The following is a 21,105-nucleotide window of genomic DNA, read 5'->3' as shown; positions in this document are numbered from 1 at the left end:
TCCATTGCCTGAGGTCAGACGGCGACGGCGGTGCTCGTACTCAGCTCCCGACCGTCAGGCCGACCTTCTGGAACTCCTTGAGGTCGCAATAGCCGGCCTTCGCCATCGAGCGGCGCAGCCCGCCGACCAGGTTCAGTGAGCCGAAAGGATCGTCGGAGGGACCCGTCAGTACCTGCTCCAGCGCCGGGCGTTCTCCGACCGCGACCTGGAGGAACGCGCCCCGAGGCAGAGACGGGTGGGCGGCGGCAGCCGGCCAGAACCAGCCGCCACCCAACGCTTCGGCCGCCGTCGCCAGCGGCGTACCGAGCACCACCGCGTCGGCGCCGCACGCGATGGCTTTGGCCAGGTCACCGGAGGTGTGCATATCGCCGTCGGCGAGGACGTGCACATAGCGTCCGCCGGTCTCGTCGAGGTACTCGCGCCGAGCCGCGGCCGCGTCGGCGATCGCGGTGGCCATCGGCACGCTGATCCCGAGCACCTCGTCGCTGGTGGTCACGCCGCTGGTCGAGCCGTAGCCGACGATGACACCGGCCGCCCCGGTCCGCATCAGATGCAGCGCGGTGCGGTGATCGAGGACCCCTCCCGCGACGACCGGCACGTCGAGTTCGGAGATGAAGGTCTTGAGGTTCAGCGGCTCCCCGTTGGAGGCCACGCGCTCGGCGGAGATGATGGTGCCCTGGATGACCAGCAGGTCAATGCCCGCGGTGAGCAGGGTGGGCGTCAACGCCTGCGCGTTCTGCGGGCTGACCCGCACCGCCGTCGTCACCCCGGCCTCGCGGATCCGCGCGACCGCCGCGCCCAGCAGATCGGGGTCCAGCGGCGCGGCGTGCAGTTGCTGCAGAAGCCGGACCGCCGCCGAGGGTTCTGGCTCTTTTTCGGCGGCCTCGACGACCTGGGCGATCTTCGCTTCGACGTCGGCGTGCCTGCCGATCAGGCCTTCGCCGTTGAGCACGGCCAGCCCGCCGAGCCGGCCCATTTCTATTGCGAATTCCGGGGATACGAGCGCGTCGGTGGGATGGGCCACGACGGGGATCTCGAACCGGTAGGCGTCGAGTTGCCACGCGGTCGACACATCCTGCGACGAGCGGGTGCGCCGCGATGGGACGATGTTGATGTCGTCGAGTTCGTATGTGCGGCGGGCGGTTCTGCCCATGCCGATCTCAACCATGTCGCGCACGGCCCAGTTCTCCTTAACGGGTGTAGTAGTTCGGGGCCTCGACGGTCATGGTGATGTCGTGCGGATGGCTTTCCTTGAGTCCGGCCGCGGTGATCTGCACGAACTGCGCCTGCTGGAGCTGTTCGATGGTCGCCGACCCGGTGTAGCCCATCGCGGCACGTAGTCCGCCGGTGAGTTGGTGGATCACCGTCGCCAGCGGACCCCGGAACGGCACCCGTCCCTCGATGCCCTCGGGCACGAGCTTGTCCTCGCTGAGCACGTCGTCCTGGAAATAGCGGTCCTTGGAGTACGACCCGCGCACCGAACCGGCGGCGCCGCGGCCCTGCATGGCGCCCAGCGACCCCATGCCGCGATAGCTCTTGAACTGCTTGCCGTTCACGAAGATCAGCTCGCCGGGCGACTCCGCGGTGCCCGCCAGCAGCGAGCCCAGCATCGCGGTCGACGCGCCCGCGGCCAACGCCTTGGCGATGTCGCCGGAGTACTGCAGCCCGCCGTCGGCGATCACCGGCACACCGGCCGGCGCGCAGGCGGCGACGGCCTCCATGATCGCGGTGATCTGCGGCGCGCCGACGCCGGCCACCACGCGGGTGGTGCAGATCGAACCGGGGCCCACCCCGACCTTGACCGCGTCCGCGCCGGCCTGCACGAGGGCCGCCGCGGCCGCGCGCGTCGCGACGTTTCCGCCGACCACCTCGACCCGGTCACCGACGGCGGCCTTGACCCGGCTCACCATGTCGAGCACGCCGCGGTTGTGCGCGTGCGCGGTGTCCACGACCAGCACGTCGACACCCGCGTCGACAAGCGTCATCGCCCGTGTCCACGCGTCGTCACCGACACCGACCGCGGCGCCGACCAGCAGCCTGCCGTCCTTGTCCTTGGTGGACAGCGGGAACTGTTCGGTCTTGACGAAGTCCTTGACGGTGATCAGCCCGGTCAGCTTGCCGTGCCCGTCGACGATCGGAAGCTTCTCAATCTTGTTGCGCCGCAACAGTCCTAGCGCCGCTTCGGCCGACACGCCCTCGCGGGCGGTGATCAACGGGGCCTTGGTCATCACCTCGGAGACGGGCTTGGACTGGTCTACCTCGAACCGCATGTCGCGATTGGTGATGATGCCGACCAGCTCGCCGGTGTCGTCGACGACGGGCAGCCCGGAGATCCGGAACCGCGCGCACATCGCGTCGACCTCGGCCAGCGTGTTGTCCGGCGAGCAGGTCACCGGATCGGTGACCATCCCGGCCTCGGACCGCTTGACTGTCTCGACCTGACCGGCCTGCTCGGCCACGGGAAGGTTGCGGTGCAGCACGCCCATACCGCCGGCACGCGCCATGGCGATCGCCATGCGCGACTCGGTGACGGTGTCCATCGCCGAACTCACCAGCGGCACCTTGAGCCGGATCTTCTTGGTCAACTGGCTCGAGGTGTCGGCGGTCGCGGGGATCACGTCGGAGGCGGCGGGCAGCAGCAGCACGTCGTCGAAGGTCAAGCCGAGCATGGCGACTTTCGTCGGGTCATCCCCGCCGGTCGGCACCGGCACCGCGATGGGGATGCTGCTTTCGGCGATCGACATGGTGGGGGCCTCCAGATACAAAACGCAGCCGAACACAGTCGTCGAGCTAAAGAACCATCTTATCGGCTGTCGATCGGCATCCCGGTCTCACGTGGCGCGTCGGCGTGACGGCTAGCGCGATCCCCGCCCTGCTGCGTAGGGTGGACTCGTGCGTGACCACCTGCCACCGGGTTTGCCACCGGACCCGTTCGCCGATGACCCGTGCGACCCTTCGGCTGCCCTCGACGCGCTCGAGCCAGGCCAGCCGCTGGACCCACAGGAGCGGACCGCGGTCGAGGCCGATCTCGCCGATCTGGCGGTGTATGAGGCACTTCTCGCACACAGGGGAATCCGCGGTCTTGTCGTGTGCTGCGACGAATGCCAGCAGGACCACTACCACGACTGGGACATGCTGCGCGCCAACCTGTTGCAGCTGCTGGTCGACGGCACGGTGCGCCCGCACGAGCCCGCTTACGATCCCGAACCCGACGCCTACGTGACGTGGGATTACTGCCGGGGCTACGCCGACGCATCGCTCAACGAGGCGACGTCGGAGTCCGACGGCTACCGCTGAACTAACCCGAACTAGCTCGGTTCCTCCACCGCATCCGGAACGGTCACGGTCGTGGCCGCCGTCTTCGGCGCGGATGGCGGTTGCCTCACCGTCGGCTCGGCCGGCGGTTGCTCCTCCTCCTGCTCGACCACCGACGGCGGCGACGAGGGCGTCGGAATCTGAACTCGAGTGCTCGGCGTCGGCAGCGGCGCGCTCGCCGACGGTGTCGGCTGCGGCGTGGCCGTCGGCGTCGGCAGCGCGGTGGGCACCGAGGTCGGCGGTGGGCTGCCCGGCAGGACCGTCGTCGACGGTGGCGGGGACGACGGTGACGGTGTTGCGGACGGCGGCGTCGTTGCAGATGGAGACGGCGTAGCCGAGGGCGGCGTCGTCTCCGACGGCGGCGTCGTCTCGGACGGCGACGTGGTCTCCGACGACGGCGAAGTGGACTCTGACAGCCCGGAGGTTTCCGACGACGTCGTGCCCTCGCCCGGCGTCAGCACGACGACCTCGGGGAACGTCGGCGGCGGCGTGCCCGGCGGGATGGTCGCCGCGGGATCCTGCGCCTCGACCTTGACCGTCAGCTCCTGCCACTGGCTGACCAGCTGTTCCTTGCGCTGCGTGTCGCCCACGGTCGCCACGGTCGTCGTCAGCGTCTGCAGCTTGTCCTGAGCGGCCTGCCACTGACCCTGGTCGATCAGCTGCTGCACCTCGGCCATCTGCGTCTGCGCCGCGAGCACGACCGCATCGTCGCGGGTGTCGTGCCGCTCGCCGAACAGCATGGTGCGCAGGCCGTACAGCGAGTCGCCCGGGCCCGAACCGGCCACCACCGCACCGAAACCGCCGATGCACAACACCGCGGCCGCGGCGGACCCCACGACCGCCAGGGACGTGCGCGTGCGGCGGCGCGATGCCGCGGCCCGGTCGAGCGCCAGCACCGCGTCGCGCGGCGTGACCGTGGCGGTCAGAGGAGCACCACGGATCTCGTCGCGCCAGCCGGCGAGCAGCTGGGCGAGTTCCGCCTCACTGGGATCGGTCGAGTACACCGGCTGCTGTGTGGCCAGCGAATCGAGGAACCGATCGGTGCGGTTGATCTCGTTGAGCGAGGGATCTCCCCCGTTCGAAGTCCAGCGTCCGAAGTCAGGCATAGTCACGCCCCGTCGCGACGATCTCGGACTTCAGTTTCGCGAGCGCGCGGTGCTGGGCGACGCGCACGGCGCCCGGCGTGCTGCCGACCGCCTCCGCGGTCTCCTCGGCGCTCATCCCCACGACAACGCGCAAGATCAGGATCTCGCGCTGTTTCTCGGGAAGCACGGCCAGGAGCTTGTTCATCCGCGCCGACGCCTCGGCGTCGAGGGCCATCTGCTCGGGTCCGGCGTCCAGCGAGTATCGCTCCGGCACGACGTCGGTCGGGTCGGATCGATTCCTGGCTGCTGCGCGATGCGCGTCAGCAACCTTGTGGGCGGCAATGCCGTACACGAAGGCCAGGAACGGGCGTCCCTGATCCTTGTAACGCGGCAGCGCCGTGATGGCGGCCAAGCAAACCTCCTGGGCAACGTCGTCTGCTGAGAGGCCACTGCGCTCTGTCGCCCCCACCCTCGCCCGGCAATACCGAACAACGATCGGACGAATGGTCTCCAGCACCTCCCGGAGCGCGTCCCGGTTTCCTGCCACAGCCTCAGCAACGACAGCATCGAGACGTTCTCCCGAAAATGTCATCGTGGGCGATCTCTCCAACGTTACGAACAGGACCGAGCTTGGTAGGTCGGTCAGCTAAACAATAACTTTCACTTCCGCGTGGACCCGGTTACCGCACCGACCACACGCCGCCCCGCCGACGCACTGTATCGGCACAAGTATCGCGTAGCGCCACCATGTCCTGTGCCGGGTGCTCGGCGCTGCCGATGTCGGCCAGCAAGCAAGCCAACGCCCACTGCAACGGAACCATTCCGAAGCGCTGCGTCTCGTCGAGCGCCGCATCGGCCACCGCGCGCGCACCGGCGAGGTCACCGGCGCTGCACCGGGCGGCGGCCAACACCACCGACGACTTCACTTCGTGACGCACCGAGCCGAACGCCGCGGCCGCCTCGACGGCACGCTCGGCGTGCCCGACGGCGGCCTTCCCTTCTCCACGCGCCATCGCCAGTTCGGCCGACACCCAGCCCAGCCGCACCCGTAGCCGCGGCACCGGCGAATCCGACATCAGCTCGGCTGCGCGGGCCAGTGCGCGCGCGGCCGCGTCGAACCGCCCCACACCCAACGCGTCTGCGCCCAGGCCTACCAACGCATCCGCTGCCGACTCGACGTCCGACCCGGCCAGCGCCAGCGCCCGTCCGTCCCATCGTCGAGCGCGGGCGTGCCAACCGAGCTGGCGCAGAAACGACGCCTCGGTGCTGTGTGCCAACGCGCGTTCTCGACCACCGCTGCGCAACAGCGCGGCCAGATCGACCCGCGCGCTGGCGTACCGGCCCTGCCCGCCCGCCGCGATGGCACGCAGCCACAACTCGTGCGGTGTGGCGCCGGGAGGCAACGGCCAGCGCCCGGGATCGTCACCGAATGCGGCCCTCGTCAGAACGATTTCTGCGGGCATCGAGTCGCGACGGTATCAATTGACCCGCGCCATTGGTTAACAGTTGGTGGTCGCAATGTTACTTGCGTGTTAGCGGCTCGAATTTGCCCGCTCACCGACAATTGACGCGAACTGGAGAAATGCGTTTCGCCGTCGACCACCATAGGTCGGCTTAGCACCGTTCTCGTTGTCTGTGGGTCGCAATGATGAACGTGATGTAAATTCTGGGCCTGCGGTTATGTCAATAAGCACATGTGGGGGCTATTGACGAGATTTCGGCAGCGCCCATACTTTGTCTCCACGAGTGGTCATCGGCGACTTGAGCTCGAATCGGTTTTTGAACTCACTCATCCATTCGTTTCCGAAATGGGTGTGCAGAGAGGGGTTTCCAATGCCACAACCGCAGCAGCTGCCCGGTCCCAACGCCGACATTTGGGATTGGCAGATGGCCGGGCTTTGTCGAGGCGTCGATTCCTCCATGTTCTTTCATCCCGACGGTGAGCGCGGCCGCGCCCGCGCCCAACGCGAGATGCGCGCGAAGGAGATGTGCCGGCGGTGCCCGGTGATCGCCCAGTGCCGCGCGCACGCGCTCGCCGTAGGCGAGCCGTACGGCATCTGGGGTGGGCTGTCGGAGTCCGAGCGCGAGCTTTTGCTGAAGCGCGGAATCCGGCGGGCCTCCTGAGGGCTGCGGGCGGCTAGCGCTCGGCCAGCTCCCGCAGCACCCGGTCCGTCGTCGCCCAGTCCATGCACTTGTCTGTGACCGACTGCCCGTAGGTCAGCGGACGGGCTTCGGGGGCCTGCGCACCGGCGACGAGGAAGCTTTCGAGCATCACACCGCTGACCGGTAGGCCGTCACGCACCAGCTGCGCCACCTCGGCGGCGACCTGCGCCTGGCGGACGTGATCCTTCCCCGAATTAGCGTGGCTGCAATCGATCACGACGCGGCCGGGCAGTCCGGCCGCGGTCAGCTTGGCCGCGGTGGCCTGCACGGCGTCGGCGTCGCAGTTCGGACCATTTGTGCCGCCGCGCAGGATCACGTGGCAGTCCTCGTTGCCTGCGGTGTTCACCAGGGCGCCGCGGCCGAGGTCGTCCATGCCGAAGAAGACGTGCGGGGCGGCGGCGGCCTTGACCCCGTCGACGGCGACCTGGATGTTGCCGTCGGTGCCGTTCTTGAACCCGACGGGCATCGACAGACCGGATGCCAGCTGGCGGTGCACCTGGGATTCGGTGGTCCGGGCTCCGATGGCACCCCACGCGACGGCGTCGGCGATGTACTGCGGGCTGGTCGGCTCGAGGAACTCGCAGCCGACCGGCAACCCGATGTCGACGATGTCGAGCAGCAGGTGACGGGCGATGCGCAGGCCGCGGGCGACGTCGAAGGTGCCGTCCATGCCCGGATCGTTGATCAGCCCCTTCCAGCCGATCGTGGTACGCGGCTTCTCGAAGTACACCCGCATCACGATCTTGAGGCGGTCGCTGAGCTCGTCGGCGACCTTGACGAGCCGGCTGGCATAGTCCAGCGCAGCGGCCGGGTCGTGCACCGAGCACGGTCCCACGACCACCAGCAGCCGGTCGTCGCGGCCCGCGAGAATCTCGGCGATCTCTTCCCGGTCACGCACGACGCGCTCGGCGCGCCGGGCTCCGAGCGGGAATTCGCTGAGCACCTCGTGCGGGCTGGGAATCTCGCTGAAACCGCGGACCCGCCGGTCAGAGGTGGCGGGCGGGGTGGCGGTCTGCGCCAGGTTCATGTTCTCGGGTGCCTTTCTGGAGGTTGCGGCGCCCGGTTCGACCCCGGGCCCTTTAATGACGAAAGGCAGCGACCTGGTGGTCACTGCCTGGGCTCCGGGTGGATGCGTGCTTAGCGCTGCGCTTTATCGGCTCCGCCCGGAGCCTCGATAAAGCGCCAATAGCCGACGCGCACCGCAGAGTTCACGCCGACCAGGTTATACCGGGATCCGGGCGTTCGCCAAAACGAAGGTTTCGAGACCCCTTGACTGCGCCGCCCGTCGCGCCGACCCTGACCGTGATGCCTTCGAGGACCTACGACTACATCATCGTCGGCGCCGGCTCCGCGGGATGCGTCCTGGCGAACCGACTCTCCGAGGATCCGCGCTCGAGCGTTCTGCTGGTCGAGGCCGGCGGCAAGGACCGAAGTCCGATGATCCGAATCCCGAAGGGCGTCGGGAAGATTCTCGGGAACCCGAAGATCACCTGGCACTTCCCCGTTCGCCCGACCGGACCTTCTCGGCTCGTCGAGCACTGGGTGCGCGGCAAGGCCCTCGGCGGATCGAGTTCGGTCAACGGGATGGTCTACAACCGCGGCGGCGCCGCCGATTACGACGCGATGGCTGCGCTGGGAAACCCCGCGTGGGGCTGGGACGAGATGCTGCCCGTGTTCCGTTCGATGGAGAACCACGGCCTCGGGCCCGATCCGATGCGAGGCTCGGGAGGCCCGCTCGACGTCACGATCGACACCGGTCTCCCCCAGCTCTGCTCGGACGTCATCGCGGCGGGGGCGAACCTGGGCTGGTCGCCGCCCGACGACGTCAATGCCAGTGACCGCGAACGGATCGGCCCCGCGCCCCGCACCATCAAGGGCGGCCGGCGCGTGAGCGCGGCGCATGCGTTCCTGCACCCGGTCGCCCGCCGGGCCAACCTCCGTATCGCGGTGCACACCACGGTCGAACGAGTGATCTTCCAGGGCGACAAGGCGGTCGGTGTGCGAGCGGCCACCGGTCGTGGCGCGAAGGTCGACCTCCTCGCTCGGCGTGAGGTGATCCTGGCGCTCGGGAGCATCTCGACACCGAGGGTGCTCCAGTTGTCCGGCGTCGGAGATCGTTCGGCGCTGCGCGGACTGGGCATCGACACCGTCGTGGACAGCCCCAACGTCGGCCGGAGGATGCGGGAACACCGGTGCTTCGTCATCCAGTTCCGGCTCAACCGGGACGTCGGCTACAACCGCCTTTTGAGCACCACGGCGCGTCAAGCGCTCACCACCGCAAGGTATTTGGCGACGAAGCGGGGCCCGCTCGCCGGCGCCGCGTTCGACGTCGTCGGGTTCTTCAAGACCTCACCCGAATTGGACCGCCCGGACGCTCAGATCCTGATGGCGCCCTTCTCATTGGCGCCGTATGAGCAGGGCGAGGCGGCGGCCGTCGAGCGGGAACCGGGGCTTCAAGCGATCGGATACGTACTGCGCCCGGACAGCGAGGGGTCGGTGACGATCACGTCGGCCGACCCGGCGGCGCCGCTGGACATCGATCCCGGCTACCTCACCTCACCGCACGACCGGGACAAGGGTGTCGCGTTGTTCCGCATCATGCGGCGGTTGTTCGGTCAGTCGCCGATCGCCGAACACCTTGTCGCCGAGACCCTGCCGGGCGCAGACGTCGTCACCGAGCAGGCGATCATCGATTCCGCTCTCGATGACGGCTACTGCGGATACCACGCGATCGGAACGTGCGCGATGGGGCCGGGCGACGACGACGTCGTGGACACCTCGCTACGCGTGCGCGGCGTCGACAACCTGCGCGTCGTCGACTGTTCGGTGATGCCCACGATGGTGTCGGGCAACCTCAACGGCCCGGTGATGGCAATGGCTTGGCGGGCAGCCGATCTCATCCTCGACGCGGCGTAGGGCCGTCAACGGCGGCGATCTGGTCGAGAAATGCACGCGCGGCGCCCGACGCACTCGCAGACACCGCGACACCGAGGCGACGAACGGTATGAGGGACGAGAGGCCGCACCGCAACACCGGGCATATCGGGAAGGCCCGCAACGGGCAAGATGCTCACACCGAGTCCCGCCCGCACGATCTCGAGCGCCGCGGCAACCTCACGCGCGTCGAACGCCAGGTCGAACTCCACACCGGCCTGTCGCGCGATGGGCATGAAAACGTCGGCACAGCCGCCCTTGCCGCGAACGAACGGCTTGCTCGCCAAGTCGGCATAAGTGACGGCCTCCTTCGAGGCGAGATCGGACTCGGCCGGTACCACCGCCGCCAGGGCCTGGTCTCCCAGAACCGCGGCCTCCATTCCTTTGACAGGCAGGCTGACCACACCTGTCTCGACCGCGCCTTAGTCGAGCCAATCCAAGACCTCTTCCTCGCTGCCCTCGAGCAACCGGATCGTGACAGCCGGGTGGCGGTGCGCGTATGCGCGCAACTGTGGGGCGATGAACGCGGCGGTGGCGGTCGGCAGGCTGGCCAGCCACAACGTGCCCGTGACATCACCTGTCAGTCCGGCGACCTCGGTGCGCATCAATGTCAAGTGCCGCACCGCTTCTCGAGCGTGCGCGAGCGCCACGGAGCCCGCTTCGGTCAACGCGAGACCGTCGCGGCGGCGGACGAAGACGGGCGAGCCGAGCTCGCTTTCCAGTGTGGCAATGGCACGGCTGACGGCCGGCTGGGACAACCCGAGCCGCCGGCTCGCGGCCGTGAACCCGCCCTGTTCGGCCACCGTCACAAAGGCGTTGAGCTGCACCAGAGTCGGCATCTGCCCTCCATAGCTCCCATGTGATCACGCCATAACCGAAACGTTGTCGATCCTTTTGCCTCGAAAGCGTTCCAGTAATAGTAAGCCCATCTGGAAGGAGAACCACCATGAAAGAGACGACTCTGCCGTTCGTGTATTCGCCAGAGGACATCGTCTGGCATGAAACCGATCTCGGTCAGGCGTTTTGGATTAGCGACGACCTCGTCGGCTCCCAATACTCCGGGTTGTTCAGTGCACAACTGACCAAGTTCGGACCCGGGGGCGGGTCACAGCCACATCACCACGACTACAACCACGCCTTCTACTTTCTGACCGGCACCGCTTGCATGCGGATCGACGGTCAGAGTTGGGACGTGAAACCGGGCACCTTCGTCAAGGTTCCGGCGAAAGCGCAGCACAGTTTGGTCAACACCGGGGCGGAAGACCTTGTGTTTCTGGTGATTTACGATCCGCCACACGTCGCGACCGACTAGACCCCTTGGCTCAGTTGAGCCGCGTCCAGGGCTGACAGTTCCGCGACTCGAACGCCTTCACCGACGAGTTGATGTTCGCGTTCATCGGACCGACGGACATGTTCGTCGCGACGACGTTGTCCTTGTTGGTATCCGGCGTGCTGTAGGTGAACCACACACACATCGAGTCCTCGGTAGGCACGTCGTTGATGTAGACGGCCCAGGTCGACGCCGACCCGCCGGTGTTGTAGACGCCCGGAGCGATATCGGGCCCCACGAGAAAGAATCCGTTTCCCGGGATCGGGTTCAGCGGGTCGGCGGCCGCCGGTGACGCGGTCGCGACCGCGGCCGCGCAGGCGATCAGCGCGGCCGGCGCGCGGAACAGATGTGGCATATGTCCTCACCACCTCGTGTCAGGTGTTCGAAGCCTAAGCCCAAAAGCCGCGGTGCATGTGCGATTCGGACGGTCGAGCGCTCATCCGCTAGCGGTGGGGCAGCCACGAACCGTTGCGCATCACCTGCTGAACCTGTAGATCCTCTTGTAGTACAACGCAATTGGCATCCATGCCGACGCGCAGGCTGCCGACGTGCTCGAGCTTCAATGCGCGAGCCGGGGTGGTCGCCGTCATCTGCGCCGCCTTGGCCAGCGCCTCATCCGAGCCGCCGAGTTGGCCGACCGCTGTCCGGAAAAGGTGATCCATGGTCGCCGTGCTGCCTGCGATCGTCGACATCCCGCGCACGCGCGCGACGCGCTCGGCTACCTCCACCTCGACTGCGCCGATTCGAAATGAGCCGTCCGGCAGTCCAGCTGCCGCCATCGCGTCGGTGATCAGCGCGACGCGACCTGGCCCGACCGTCTCGATGACCCGTCGCACGAGCGCGGGATGGAGGTGCACGCCGTCGGCGATGAGCTCCACAGTTATTCGCGGGTCTTCCAGCAGCGCCAACGCCGGACCCGGGTCGCGATGGTGTAGTGGTCGCATCGCGTTGAACACATGGGTACCGACGGTCGCGCCCGATTCGATCGCGCGCTTCGCGTCGTCGTAGCTGGCGTCTGTGTGGCCGATGGCGGCGACCACACCCGCGTCCGCAATGCGGGCGATGGCGTCCTGAGCGCCCGGCAGTTCCGGCGCCAGCGTGACCATCCGGATAGTGCCGTCCGCGGCAGCGAGCAGAGCGTCGATCTCGGCGGGGTCGGGGTCCCGCATCAGCGTTGCGTCGTGTGCACCGCAACGCACTGCACTGAGCCAGGGGCCTTCCAGGTGCACGCCGGCGACGGCTTTTTGCCGAGTCAGCTCGGCGAGCACGCGCACTTGGTGCAAGAGGTTCTCGGGTGAGGCGGTGACCAGGCTGGCCACCGTGGTGGTGGTGCCGTGGCGCAGGTGGAACTCGGCTGCCTGTTCGATCTCTGAGCCGATGCCGTCGGCGTAGGACGCACCACCCCCTCCGTGCACGTGCATATCGACGAATCCGGGCACCACTACGTGATCCGGGAAGTCATGGTCGGGCGGTCGCGGTGCCGGGCCGGGCGCGCAGTCGATGATCCGACCGGCAGAGGTAGCGAACCAACCCGGCTTACAGACCCGGTCCTGAAAGACGATGGTCCCCGCGGCGATGAGCGTCACCGCATCTCCGTGATTCTGTGCAGCCCGCGCGGCTTGTCCGCCGTCATTGTTTCAACGGGTTGAGATCCTCTGCCGCGCCGTCGGCCGCTTCGGGCCAACGCCCGCCGTTTTCCCAGAAGTGCCGGATCTCCTCGAGCTGGCGGCCCTTGGTTTCCGGCGCGAATCGATAGACGAAGACGAGCGCGGCCAGCGCGAAGGCGCCGAACAGCGCAAATGTCCCCCCACCGCCCAGCGAATTGAGCATCGTCAGGAAGAAGGCGGCGATGATCGCGTTGGCCACGAGGTCGGAAGTGAGCATCGCACTCGAGCCCATCGACCGGAGCCGAGTTGGGAAGCTCTCACCGGCGTAAACCCAGACCAATGCGCCGAAGCCGAACGTGAACCCGATCGTGAACAGCAGCACGCCGAGGAATCCGATCGTGGTGAGCGCACCACCGAATTCCGTGCCGGCCACGAAGACGCCGACGAGCACGGCATTGGCGGCCACCATCATTGCGATGCCGCCCAACAGGATCGGTCGTCGACCCACTCGGTCGACCAGCATCAGCGAAACGAACACCGCCGCCAGGGCAGCCACCTGGATCAGCGCCGGAAGTATCAGCAGTGCAAAGTTTCCCTCGAAGCCCATGGCCTCGAACAGTCGGGGGCTGTAGTAGACGATCGCGTTGATGCCGGTGATCTGGATGAAGAAACCGAGCACCACCACGAAAGCAGTGGCGCGAAGGTAGGGCCGCCGGAGCATCTCGCGCACCGCGCCGCCGATTTCCTCCTTGAGCGCGCGGCTGATCTCGGCGAGTTCGACCTCGACGTCGGCGCTCGCCTCGACCCGGCGCAGCGTTTGGCGGGCTTCGTCGACCCGGCCCTTGAGCATGTACCAGCGGGCGGTGTCGGGCATCCACAGCAGCAACAACGTGACCAGCACCGCCGGTATCGCAGCCAGGCCGAGCATCCACCGCCAGTTGCCCGAGCCGGCCAGGAAGTACGCGGCCAGGTAGCCGATGATGATGCCGACGACCGTAGCCACCTGATAGGCGACCAACAGCGAACCGCGAACCTTCGCAGGTGCTGATTCGGCGACGAACACCGGCACGACCACCACCGACACGCCGATGGTGAGGCCCAGCAGAAAGCGTGACACCAGCAGCATCGGCACCGACACCGACAACGCGCTGAGAAGCGCGAAGGCCGCGTACGCGATGGCGACGAGCACCATCGACCTTTTGCGTCCGATGGCGTTGGCGAGCATCCCACCGCCGACCGCCCCGGCGATCTGGCCGATGACTATCGCTGTGGTCACCAATTCCTGCTGCCGGGTGGTCAGCCCGAACTCGTCGGTGATGAACAGAAGCGCACCGGCGATGTTGGAGAGGTCGTAGCCGTAAATGATGCCGACACTGGCGGCTGCGACGGCCACCAGCGGTCCCAGGCGGGGGGACCGCCGGATTGCGGTGTTGCCCACGTTGATCCTTTCGCCGGTGAGCGAAAAGTTTAAGGAACTGGTTGGAGTGGCACAGCCAGACGCGCCGCCGTACTCGGATCGACTCAGCCTTCGCCGGCGCGGTCCATGCCAAAACAAAACACCCCCGGCCATGTGACCGGGGGTGCTTCGTTCAATTCACTCAGTGATGGTGGTGGTGGCCGTGCCCGTGGCCGTGACCGTCGTCCTCGGGCTCCTCCGGCTTGTCGACGACCGCGGTCTCGGTGGTGAGCACCATGCGGGCCACCGAAGCCGCGTTCAGCACCGCCGAACGCGTGACCTTGACCGGATCGACGACACCGTCGGCCGCCAGGTCACCGAAGGTCAGGGTCGCGGCGTTGAAACCATGTCCCGCAGGCGACTCCGTCACCTTGTTCACCACGACCGCGCCGTCCAGGCCGGCGTTGGTGGCGATCCAGTACAGCGGAGCACCGAGCGCTGCCGAGAACAGCTCGACGCCGAGGCGCTCGTCACCGGACACGCTGTCGCGCAACTTGTCCAGTGCACCGCGCGTCTGGACCAGCGCCGCACCGCCACCGGCGATGACGCCCTCCTCGACGGCCGCCTTGGCCGCCGCGACGGCGTCCTCGACGGCTTCCTTGCGCTTCTTCAGGTCGGTCTCGGTCGCGGCGCCCACCTGGATGACGGCGACACCGCCGGCCAGCTTGGCCAACCGCTCCTCGAGCTTCTCGCGGTCCCATTCGGAATCGGAGACCTCGATCTCGGCCCGCAGCTGCGACTTTCGCGCCTCGATGGCTTCCTTGGTGCCACCGCCGTCAACGATCGTGGTGCTGTCCTTGTTGACCACCACGCGCCGGGCGGTGCCCAGCACCTCGAGGCCCACCTCGCGCAGCACCAGGCCGACATCGGGGTTGACGACCTGGCCGTTGGTGACGATGGCGAGGTCTTCGAGGAACGCCTTGCGCCGATCACCGAAGAACGGCGCCTTGACCGCCACGGCCTTGAGCGTCTTGCGGATCGCGTTGACCACCAGCGTCGAGAGTGCTTCGCCCTCAACGTCTTCGGCGATGATCAACAGCGGCTTGCCCGCCTCGGCGACCTTCTCCAGCAGCGGCAGCAGGTCCGGCAGGGAGCTGATCTTCTCGCGGTGCAGCAGCACGTATGCGTCCTCGAGCACCGCCTCCTGGGCGTCGAAATCGGTGACGAAGTACGCCGAGAGGTAGCCCTTGTCGAAGCCGACGCCGTCGGTCATCTCCAAGTAGGTCTCCAGCGTCGAGGACTCCTCGACGGAGACGACGCCGTCGGCGCCGACCTTCGTCATCGCCTCGCCGACCAGTTCGCCGACCTTCTCGTCGCGCGACGAGACCGTGGCGACCTGGGCGATGGCGTTCTTCTCCGACACCGGCGTGGCCGCGCTCAGCAGCGCCTCCGAGACCGCATCGGCGGCCTTGGCGATGCCCGCACCGAGTGCGATCGGGTTGGCGCCCGCCGCGACGTTGCGCAGGCCGCCCTTGACCAGGGCCTGGGCCAGCACGGTCGCGGTGGTGGTGCCGTCGCCCGCCACGTCGTTGGTCTTGGTGGCGACCGACTTGACCAGCTGCGCACCGAGGTTCTCGAACGGGTCTTCGAGGTCGATCTCGCGGGCGATCGTCACACCGTCGTTGGTGACGGTCGGCCCGCCCCACGACTTGGACAGCACCACGTTGCGGCCGCGCGGCCCAAGGGTCACCCGCACCGCGTCGGCCAGCTTGTCTACGCCGGCTTCCATTGCGCGGCGCGCAGTTTCGTTGAACTCAATCTGCTTGCTCATAGCTGTCTTTCAGTTAGACGCATACCGCCCCGGAAATCACCCGTGCGGACGGGGATTCCCGGGGCGGAACACGGGTGCTTACTTGTTGACGACGGCCAGCACGTCGCGTGCCGACAGGATCAGGTACTCCTCGCCGTTGTACTTGATCTCGGTGCCGCCGTACTTGCTGTAGATGACGGTGTCGCCCTCGGAGACGTCCAGCGGGATGCGCTTTTCGCCGTCCTCATCCCAGCGGCCGGGGCCAACTGCGACGACGGTGCCTTCCTGCGGCTTCTCCTTGGCGGTGTCGGGGATGACCAGACCGGAAGCGGTCGTGGTCTCGGCCTCGTTGGCCTGAACGAGGATCTTGTCCTCGAGTGGCTTGATGTTCACGCTCGCCACGATGGAGCCCTCCACTAGTTCGGGTGTCGATCCGGGGTTCCGGATCTATCAGTTACCAGGTGTTCGGCATGGCGTCCGTGCCCACGCACCGTCGTCGCGGGTGCCGGCGCAGGGGTTGGTCGCCTGCCACCTAGCACTCTATACATGAGAGTGCTAGCACTCAAGGTCGGGTCTCGACAAGATCAGGCGACTTGTCCCTGCACGACCGGCAGCCCCGGATTGCTCACCGCATCCAGCGGCGACGGCTGCGCGCCCGCGGCGATCAGGTGAGCCGCGAACGAGGCGATCATCGCGCCGTTGTCCGTGCACAGACGCGGTCGCGGGATCCGCAGGGTCAACCCGTTGGCGGCACACCGCTCCTCAGCCACCTCGCGCAGCCGCGAGTTCGCCGCCACGCCGCCGGCGATCAGCAGCGTCGACACGTCCAGCGCCTTGGCCGCCCGGATCGCCTTGAGCGTCAGCACGTCGGCGACCGCCTCCTGAAAACCGGCCGCGACATCGGCCGTCGACGCCTCGGGGTGGCTTTCGACGTACCGCGCGACCGCGGTCTTGAGACCCGAGAAGCTGAACGCGTACGGATCGTCGCGCGGGCCGGTCATGCCCCGGGGAAACACGATGGCATCGCGGTCGCCCTCACGGGCCAACTCGTCGAGCACCCTTCCGCCCGGATAACCCAGACCCAGGAGCCGCGCCACCTTGTCGTAGGCCTCCCCCGCAGCGTCGTCGACCGTGCTGCCGAGCTCGACGATCGGCTCGCCCAACGACCGCACGTGCAGGAGGTTGGTGTGCCCGCCCGAAACCAGCAGACCGATGCTCTCCGGCAGCGGTCCGTGGTCGTAGACGTCGGCGGCCAGATGGCCACCCAGGTGGTTGACGGCATAGAACGGCACCTGCCAGGCCGCCGAATAAGCCTTGGCCGCAGCCACTCCCACCAGCAGCGCACCGGCGAGCCCCGGGCCGATCGTGGCCGCGACGATGTCGGGCCTGTCCACCCCCGCCGCCTGTAGTGCGCGGCGCATCGTCGGACCCAACGCCTCCAGGTGTGCTCGGGACGCGATCTCGGGCACCACGCCGCCGAACCGGGCGTGCTCGTCGACGCTGGAGGCCACCTCGTCGGCGAGCAGCCTCACCGATCCGTCGGCGCCCAATTCGGCGATGCCCACGCCGGTTTCGTCGCACGAGCTCTCGATGGCCAGGATGATCGTCATGTCGGGTCTCGCCGCATCGTATAGGCGTCCGCCCCGCTGGCGCGGTAGTAGCGCCTGCGCAGGCCCACGTTGGTGAATCCGAAGCTCTCGTACATCTTGATGGCTGCTTCGTTGTCGGTGCGGACCTCGAGGAACACCGCGCCACCCGAGGCGTGGTCGAGCAGCTCGGTCAGCATGCGCTTGCCGATGCCCTGGCCCTGGTACGCGGGGTCGACGCCGATCGTGTGAATCTCATACTCGTACGGCTTCTTTCGACCCAAGCGGGCGATACCGGCGTAGCCGACGAGCTTGTCATCATCGCGTGCGGCGACGTAACGGATGTGTTTGGCGGCCAGCTCGGCGAGGAAAGCGCGCTCGGGCCACGGGTCGTCGCCGTCGAACAATTGTGCCTCCAACTCGGCGCACCGGGCCGCGTCCGTCGGCTTCAACGGGCCGTAGGTGATGCTCATCGCCGGGCCACCGAGGGTTTGGCGTCGGGCCGGCGCAGATACAGCGGCACCAGCGGAGCGGGTTCGGCGGCCCAATCGGCCACCGCGTGCGCCAGCCCCGAGACGGTCGGATAGACGGGCTCCTGGCGCGGCAGGTCGAACAGCGCGGCATGCTCAAGTGATCCGGCGACCGCGGCGGCACCTGCGGGCACGTTCGCGGGCGCGCACACGGCTGGTCCGTCGGTGCGCACCCCGTCGCGGTAGCGCGCCCAGTACACCTCCCGGCGCCGGGCGTCGGTCACCACCAGCACGTCGCCGACGGTGTCCACCCCGATCGCGTCGAGGCTGCAGACGCCGTGGACGGGGACGCCGAGCGCGTGGCCGTAGGCGGCGGCGGTCGCCATCCCGACACGCAGCCCGGTGAACGGTCCCGGACCACACCCGACGACGACAGCGCCCAGGTCGTCGACGCCCAGTCCTGCGTCGGCGAGCGCCCGCACCGCATTCGGGGTGAGCTGTTCGGCGTGCGCCCGCGCGTCGACCGTCACCCGTTCGGCCAGCACCTCGAATCCGTCGAGGCGGACCACCCCGGCGGTGACCGCGGGCGTCGCCGTGTCGATGGCCAATACGTTCACGCCGTGCTCCACTCCCACACCGCGGTGCGCACCTCGGTGTCGCGGGCCCGCTCGAGGCGGACGTCGAGGTGGCTGTCGGAGAGCCGTTCGGCGAGCCCCTCACCCCACTCCACGACCACCACCGCGTCGTCGAGATCGGTGTCGAGATCCAGCGAGTCGAGTTCGGCGAGCAGGTCGACCGACGGATGGTCGAGCAGGCGGTACATGTCGACGTGGATCATCGCCGGGGCCTCGGGCCGGCGGGCCTGATGTACGCGCGCCAACACGAACGTCGGCGAGATGACAGGCCCCTCCACATCCATCGCTTGCGCAATGCCCTTGGCGAGGACCGTCTTTCCCGCGCCGAGGGGCCCGGACAGGACGACGACGTCACCCGCGCGCAGCTGCTCGCCGAGTTCGGCGCCGAGCGCGATGGTGTCTTCCGCGGTCGGCAGTTCGGCCGTGCCCCCGCTGCGCTCACCCATTGTTGCGGACCTTCTCGCGGACCCGCCTGGTCAACGCGACGAGCTTGGACGGTGTCGCGCGTTCGACCAGTCGGACCAGCGCCTCGTTGATCGCCTCGGGTTGTTCGAGCTGCACGAGATGCCCTGCGCCGCCGACGATCACCAGCTGCGCCTTGGGCAGCAGCGCGGCCATGGCTTGTGAGTACTCCATTGGGGTCAGCAAGTCGCGGTCACCGCACGCGATGAGTGTCGGGATCTTCGCCAGCGTGGTCAGGCCGTCGATCTCGTTGTGTACCTCGAGCGCGTGCAGGAATTCGACGAGGGTCGCGATCGGGGTGCCGTGCATCATCCGTTCGGAGAACGCCACCACGCTCGGGCTGATCTTCTCGTCCCCGTACGACGCGGCGCGCAAAATCGGCGCGATCACCCGCTTCGCTGCGCCGCGGGTGCGGTGCACCATCTTCGGTGCATACCGCACCGCGAAACGCGCCGCCTCCAGTGCCGGGTTCTTCAGAATCTCACCCAGCGGCGATCGCGAAACTCCCTCCGCCGCCGAGGAAATGATCGCTGCCCCGACGATCCGCTTCGGATAGCGCTGCGGGAACTGCCGGGCGTGCGAGAGTACCGTCATCCCACCCATCGAGTGGCCGACCAGAACCACAGGACCGCGCGGAACCACCACCGACAGCACGGCCTCCAGATCCTGACCGAGCTGCGTCACGGTGTAGGTCTCGGGCGGCGCCTCATCCGACTGGCCGTGACCCCGCTGGTCGTAGAACACCATCCGGACCTGGGGACCCCACTGCTCGGTCAGCCGGACGCGCTGAAAGTAGAACGCGCCCATGCGCAGACAGAACCCGTGGGCGAACACCACCGTCAGCGGCGCGTCCTCGGGACCAACCTCGCGCACTGCCAGCGATACGCCGTCCGGGGTGGTGACGACCGAACTGCGATCGGCGTCGAGCAGTTCGAAATCCTCGTCCCTGTAGTGGTCCACAGTCGCGAGCCGCCGCCGCAGCGAGCGCGCCGCCGACATGCCCGCCGCGCTGCCGACCGCGGTGAGCCCGGCTGCGCCCGCAAGCCATCGTCCGTTCTGGTTGCGGCGGCCACGCGGCATCGGGAGTCCGGCGTCGCTCAACGTGTCTCGCCCATCGAACCGGTGTATGTCCGCACGAAGCGGCCACGCGGGCTGGTCACGACCTCGTAGTTGATGGTGCCGAGCAGTTCGGCCCAATCCTGCGCCGTCGGCTCACCGTGGGTGCCGGGCCCGAACAGGATTGCGTCGTCACCTTCCGCGGCGGCCCCGTCCGGCCCGAGGTCAACGACGAACTGGTCCATGCAGATCCGACCGACGTTGCGGTAGCGCCGGCCGTTGATCAGCACGTCGATACGGTTGCTCAGCGTGCGGAACACGCCGTCGGCGTAGCCGACCGGCAGCAGCGCGACCATCGTGTCGCGGTCGGCGACCCACGTGTGTCCGTAGGACACCCCGTCGCCCGCCCGCAGCGACCGCACCAGTGCCACCGGGCATTTCACCGTCATCGCCGGGCGCAGCCCCATGTTCCCGCGCTCGGGGATCGGGGTCTGCCCGTACACCGCGATGCCGGCGCGCACCATGTCGAAGGCGAGGTCGGGTCGCGTCATCGCCGCCGGGCTGTTGCTCAGGTGCGCAATCTCGAACCGCACGCCGTGTTCGGCTGCGTACGTGCGCATCTCGGTGAGCCGCTGCGCCTGCAGTCCGTTGAGGGCATTGTCGGGGTCGTCGCCGTGCACCAGGTGCGACATCAGACCGCGGACGCTGATTGCGCCGTCGGCCTGGGCACGCGCGAGCGCTACGACCATCGCCGGGAAGTCGGCCGAGCCGACGCCGTTGCGGCTGAGGCCGGTGTCGGCCTTGACGGTGACCGAAGCGCTGCGCCCGGTGCGGGTGACGGCGTCGAGAAGTTCGTCGAGTTGGCGGACCGACGACACGGCGATCTGCACGTCGGCGGCCACGGCGGGGGCGAAGTCGGTGCCCGGCGGGTGCAGCCAGGCCAGGAGCGGAGCTGCAATGCCGTCGTTGCGCAGCGCCAACGCCTCGCCGACGGTCGCCACGCCGAGTTCGGTGGCGCCCGCGGCTAGCGCGGCCCGGCTCACCTGCGTGGCGCCGTGCCCGTACCCGTCGGCCTTGACGACAGCCATGACCTGCGCGTCCCCCGCGAGGTCACGCAGAAGACGCACGTTGTGGGCGATCGCGTCGAGGTCCACCACCGTCTGGGGTGCCACGATCGCGGTCGGCGTCGTCAGCTCGGTCGTGTGCATTGTCGTCTCACCACGGCCGATTGTCCCAGACGGAGCAGTGGTGGCCCGA

21 protein-coding genes and 1 pseudogene are annotated in these 21,105 nt (G+C 68.0%); 4 read left to right on the top strand and 18 right to left on the bottom strand.

Annotated features, from left to right (window positions below; translation table 11 throughout):
• Positions 1–40: 40 nt before the first annotated feature.
• Together A5752_RS24300 and guaB are read right to left on the bottom strand one after the other, a co-directional pair.
• Positions 41–1,168 carry a GuaB3 family IMP dehydrogenase-related protein gene (locus tag A5752_RS24300; protein WP_156614147.1) on the bottom strand — a complete coding sequence of 376 codons (1,128 nt, stop codon included), beginning with the start codon at positions 1,166–1,168 and terminating at the stop codon, positions 41–43.
• 22 nt (positions 1,169–1,190) lie between these two features.
• On the bottom strand, positions 1,191–2,744 hold the full coding sequence (gene guaB / locus A5752_RS24295; protein WP_067091529.1) for an IMP dehydrogenase: 1,554 nt from the start codon (positions 2,742–2,744) through the stop codon (positions 1,191–1,193).
• Between the two features lie 148 nt (positions 2,745–2,892).
• On the opposite strand from guaB, the gene A5752_RS24290 reads away from it, so the two are divergent.
• Positions 2,893–3,297, top strand: a complete 405-nt coding sequence (locus A5752_RS24290) for a DUF5319 domain-containing protein (protein WP_064345682.1) — start codon at positions 2,893–2,895, stop codon at positions 3,295–3,297.
• Positions 3,298–3,308: 11 nt separating this feature from the next.
• Here the strand turns inward: A5752_RS24290 and A5752_RS24285 are convergent, their stop codons facing one another.
• From A5752_RS24285 to A5752_RS24275, 3 genes are all read right to left on the bottom strand, one after another.
• The gene (locus A5752_RS24285; protein WP_067091264.1) at positions 3,309–4,421 is read right to left on the bottom strand and encodes an anti-sigma-D factor RsdA; all 1,113 of its coding nucleotides are present in this window, start codon (positions 4,419–4,421) and stop codon (positions 3,309–3,311) included.
• The gene (locus tag A5752_RS24280) at positions 4,414–4,992 is read right to left on the bottom strand and encodes a sigma-70 family RNA polymerase sigma factor (protein WP_067091262.1); all 579 of its coding nucleotides are present in this window, start codon (positions 4,990–4,992) and stop codon (positions 4,414–4,416) included. Before A5752_RS24280 ends, A5752_RS24285 begins: the two co-directional genes overlap by 8 nt.
• 88 nt (positions 4,993–5,080) lie before the next feature.
• The gene (locus A5752_RS24275) at positions 5,081–5,863 is read right to left on the bottom strand and encodes a hypothetical protein (protein WP_067091260.1); all 783 of its coding nucleotides are present in this window, start codon (positions 5,861–5,863) and stop codon (positions 5,081–5,083) included.
• Between the two features lie 370 nt (positions 5,864–6,233).
• On the opposite strand from A5752_RS24275, the gene A5752_RS24270 reads away from it, so the two are divergent.
• Positions 6,234–6,524 carry a WhiB family transcriptional regulator gene (locus A5752_RS24270; RefSeq protein ID WP_067091257.1) on the top strand — a complete coding sequence of 97 codons (291 nt, stop codon included), beginning with the start codon at positions 6,234–6,236 and terminating at the stop codon, positions 6,522–6,524.
• Between the two features lie 13 nt (positions 6,525–6,537).
• Here the strand turns inward: A5752_RS24270 and A5752_RS24265 are convergent, their stop codons facing one another.
• Complete coding sequence (locus A5752_RS24265; RefSeq protein ID WP_067091255.1) at positions 6,538–7,590, bottom strand: 3-deoxy-7-phosphoheptulonate synthase; 1,053 nt, start codon at positions 7,588–7,590, stop codon at positions 6,538–6,540.
• Positions 7,591–7,868: 278 nt separating this feature from the next.
• Here A5752_RS24265 and A5752_RS24260 point away from each other — a divergent pair, with 278 nt between their 5' ends.
• Positions 7,869–9,479, top strand: coding sequence for a GMC family oxidoreductase (locus A5752_RS24260; protein WP_067091252.1), 1,611 nt, complete (start codon positions 7,869–7,871; stop codon positions 9,477–9,479).
• On the opposite strand, the pseudogene A5752_RS28245 reads toward A5752_RS24260, so the two are convergent.
• Positions 9,460–10,335, bottom strand: a pseudogene (locus A5752_RS28245) (LysR family transcriptional regulator). The gene A5752_RS24260 and the pseudogene A5752_RS28245 overlap by 20 nt on opposite strands.
• A gap of 107 nt (positions 10,336–10,442) precedes the next feature.
• On the opposite strand from A5752_RS28245, the gene A5752_RS24250 reads away from it, so the two are divergent.
• Positions 10,443–10,808: a cupin domain-containing protein gene (locus A5752_RS24250; RefSeq protein ID WP_067091249.1), complete on the top strand. Its 366-nt coding sequence runs from the start codon at positions 10,443–10,445 to the stop codon at positions 10,806–10,808.
• A gap of 10 nt (positions 10,809–10,818) precedes the next feature.
• On the opposite strand, the gene A5752_RS24245 is transcribed toward A5752_RS24250, so the two are convergent.
• From A5752_RS24245 to alr, 11 genes are all read right to left on the bottom strand, one after another.
• Positions 10,819–11,181: an Rv1352/Rv1906c domain-containing protein gene (locus A5752_RS24245; RefSeq protein WP_067091246.1), complete on the bottom strand. Its 363-nt coding sequence runs from the start codon at positions 11,179–11,181 to the stop codon at positions 10,819–10,821.
• Positions 11,182–11,269: 88 nt separating this feature from the next.
• A complete protein-coding gene (gene nagA / locus A5752_RS24240) occupies positions 11,270–12,412 on the bottom strand; it encodes an N-acetylglucosamine-6-phosphate deacetylase (RefSeq protein WP_067091244.1) in 1,143 nt (380 codons plus the stop codon).
• A gap of 43 nt (positions 12,413–12,455) precedes the next feature.
• Positions 12,456–13,856 (bottom strand): sugar porter family MFS transporter, encoded by a 1,401-nt coding sequence (locus A5752_RS24235; protein ID WP_067091527.1) that lies wholly within the window; start codon positions 13,854–13,856, stop codon positions 12,456–12,458.
• A gap of 175 nt (positions 13,857–14,031) precedes the next feature.
• A complete protein-coding gene (groL, locus tag A5752_RS24230; protein ID WP_067091241.1) occupies positions 14,032–15,660 on the bottom strand; it encodes a chaperonin GroEL in 1,629 nt (542 codons plus the stop codon).
• A 78-nt stretch (positions 15,661–15,738) separates the two neighbouring features.
• Complete coding sequence (gene groES / locus A5752_RS24225; RefSeq protein ID WP_046754122.1) at positions 15,739–16,041, bottom strand: co-chaperone GroES; 303 nt, start codon at positions 16,039–16,041, stop codon at positions 15,739–15,741.
• A gap of 182 nt (positions 16,042–16,223) precedes the next feature.
• Entirely contained in the window at positions 16,224–17,249 is a 1,026-nt protein-coding gene (gene tsaD, locus A5752_RS24220) for a tRNA (adenosine(37)-N6)-threonylcarbamoyltransferase complex transferase subunit TsaD (protein WP_067091239.1), read from the bottom strand.
• Positions 17,246–17,698, bottom strand: coding sequence for a ribosomal protein S18-alanine N-acetyltransferase (gene rimI / locus A5752_RS24215; protein WP_067091236.1), 453 nt, complete (start codon positions 17,696–17,698; stop codon positions 17,246–17,248). The genes tsaD and rimI overlap by 4 nt, the downstream gene beginning before the upstream one ends.
• The gene (tsaB, locus tag A5752_RS24210) at positions 17,695–18,330 is read right to left on the bottom strand and encodes a tRNA (adenosine(37)-N6)-threonylcarbamoyltransferase complex dimerization subunit type 1 TsaB (RefSeq protein WP_197500713.1); all 636 of its coding nucleotides are present in this window, start codon (positions 18,328–18,330) and stop codon (positions 17,695–17,697) included. Before tsaB ends, rimI begins: the two co-directional genes overlap by 4 nt.
• Positions 18,309–18,776, bottom strand: a complete 468-nt coding sequence (tsaE, locus tag A5752_RS24205) for a tRNA (adenosine(37)-N6)-threonylcarbamoyltransferase complex ATPase subunit type 1 TsaE (protein WP_067091233.1) — start codon at positions 18,774–18,776, stop codon at positions 18,309–18,311. The genes tsaB and tsaE overlap by 22 nt, the downstream gene beginning before the upstream one ends.
• Entirely contained in the window at positions 18,769–19,872 is a 1,104-nt protein-coding gene (locus A5752_RS24200; protein ID WP_067091231.1) for an alpha/beta fold hydrolase, read from the bottom strand. The genes tsaE and A5752_RS24200 overlap by 8 nt, the downstream gene beginning before the upstream one ends.
• Before the next feature lie 17 nt (positions 19,873–19,889).
• Positions 19,890–21,056 (bottom strand): alanine racemase, encoded by a 1,167-nt coding sequence (alr, locus tag A5752_RS24195; RefSeq protein ID WP_067091228.1) that lies wholly within the window; start codon positions 21,054–21,056, stop codon positions 19,890–19,892.
• Between the last annotated feature and the right edge of the window lie 49 nt (positions 21,057–21,105).

The organism is Mycobacterium sp. 852002-51961_SCH5331710 (genome assembly GCF_001665535.1).
Classification (GTDB): Bacteria; Actinomycetota; Actinomycetes; order Mycobacteriales; family Mycobacteriaceae; genus Mycobacterium.
Note: the sequence above shows the minus strand (reverse complement) of the source record. Positions and strands in the feature narration are given on the sequence as shown.

Bases quoted from the DNA above. Each gene is read 5' to 3' on its own strand.
- A5752_RS24275 (WP_067091260.1), bottom strand. From the start codon at position 5,863: ATGCCCGCAGAAATCGTTCTGACGAGGGCCGCATTCGGTGACGATCCC.
- groL (WP_067091241.1), bottom strand. From the start codon at position 15,660: ATGAGCAAGCAGATTGAGTTCAACGAAACTGCGCGCCGCGCAATGGAA.
- A5752_RS24300 (WP_156614147.1), bottom strand. From the start codon at position 1,168: ATGGTTGAGATCGGCATGGGCAGAACCGCCCGCCGCACATACGAACTC.
- A5752_RS24250 (WP_067091249.1), top strand. From the start codon at position 10,443: ATGAAAGAGACGACTCTGCCGTTCGTGTATTCGCCAGAGGACATCGTC.
- A5752_RS24285 (WP_067091264.1), bottom strand. From the start codon at position 4,421: ATGCCTGACTTCGGACGCTGGACTTCGAACGGGGGAGATCCCTCGCTC.
- A5752_RS24245 (WP_067091246.1), bottom strand. From the start codon at position 11,181: ATGCCACATCTGTTCCGCGCGCCGGCCGCGCTGATCGCCTGCGCGGCC.
- A5752_RS24260 (WP_067091252.1), top strand. From the start codon at position 7,869: ATGCCTTCGAGGACCTACGACTACATCATCGTCGGCGCCGGCTCCGCG.
- alr (WP_067091228.1), bottom strand. From the start codon at position 21,056: ATGCACACGACCGAGCTGACGACGCCGACCGCGATCGTGGCACCCCAG.
- A5752_RS24200 (WP_067091231.1), bottom strand. From the start codon at position 19,872: ATGCCGCGTGGCCGCCGCAACCAGAACGGACGATGGCTTGCGGGCGCA.
- tsaD (WP_067091239.1), bottom strand. From the start codon at position 17,249: ATGACGATCATCCTGGCCATCGAGAGCTCGTGCGACGAAACCGGCGTG.
- guaB (WP_067091529.1), bottom strand. From the start codon at position 2,744: ATGTCGATCGCCGAAAGCAGCATCCCCATCGCGGTGCCGGTGCCGACC.
- A5752_RS24280 (WP_067091262.1), bottom strand. From the start codon at position 4,992: ATGACATTTTCGGGAGAACGTCTCGATGCTGTCGTTGCTGAGGCTGTG.
- A5752_RS24270 (WP_067091257.1), top strand. From the start codon at position 6,234: ATGCCACAACCGCAGCAGCTGCCCGGTCCCAACGCCGACATTTGGGAT.
- rimI (WP_067091236.1), bottom strand. From the start codon at position 17,698: ATGAGCATCACCTACGGCCCGTTGAAGCCGACGGACGCGGCCCGGTGC.
- A5752_RS24265 (WP_067091255.1), bottom strand. From the start codon at position 7,590: ATGAACCTGGCGCAGACCGCCACCCCGCCCGCCACCTCTGACCGGCGG.
- tsaE (WP_067091233.1), bottom strand. From the start codon at position 18,776: ATGGGTGAGCGCAGCGGGGGCACGGCCGAACTGCCGACCGCGGAAGAC.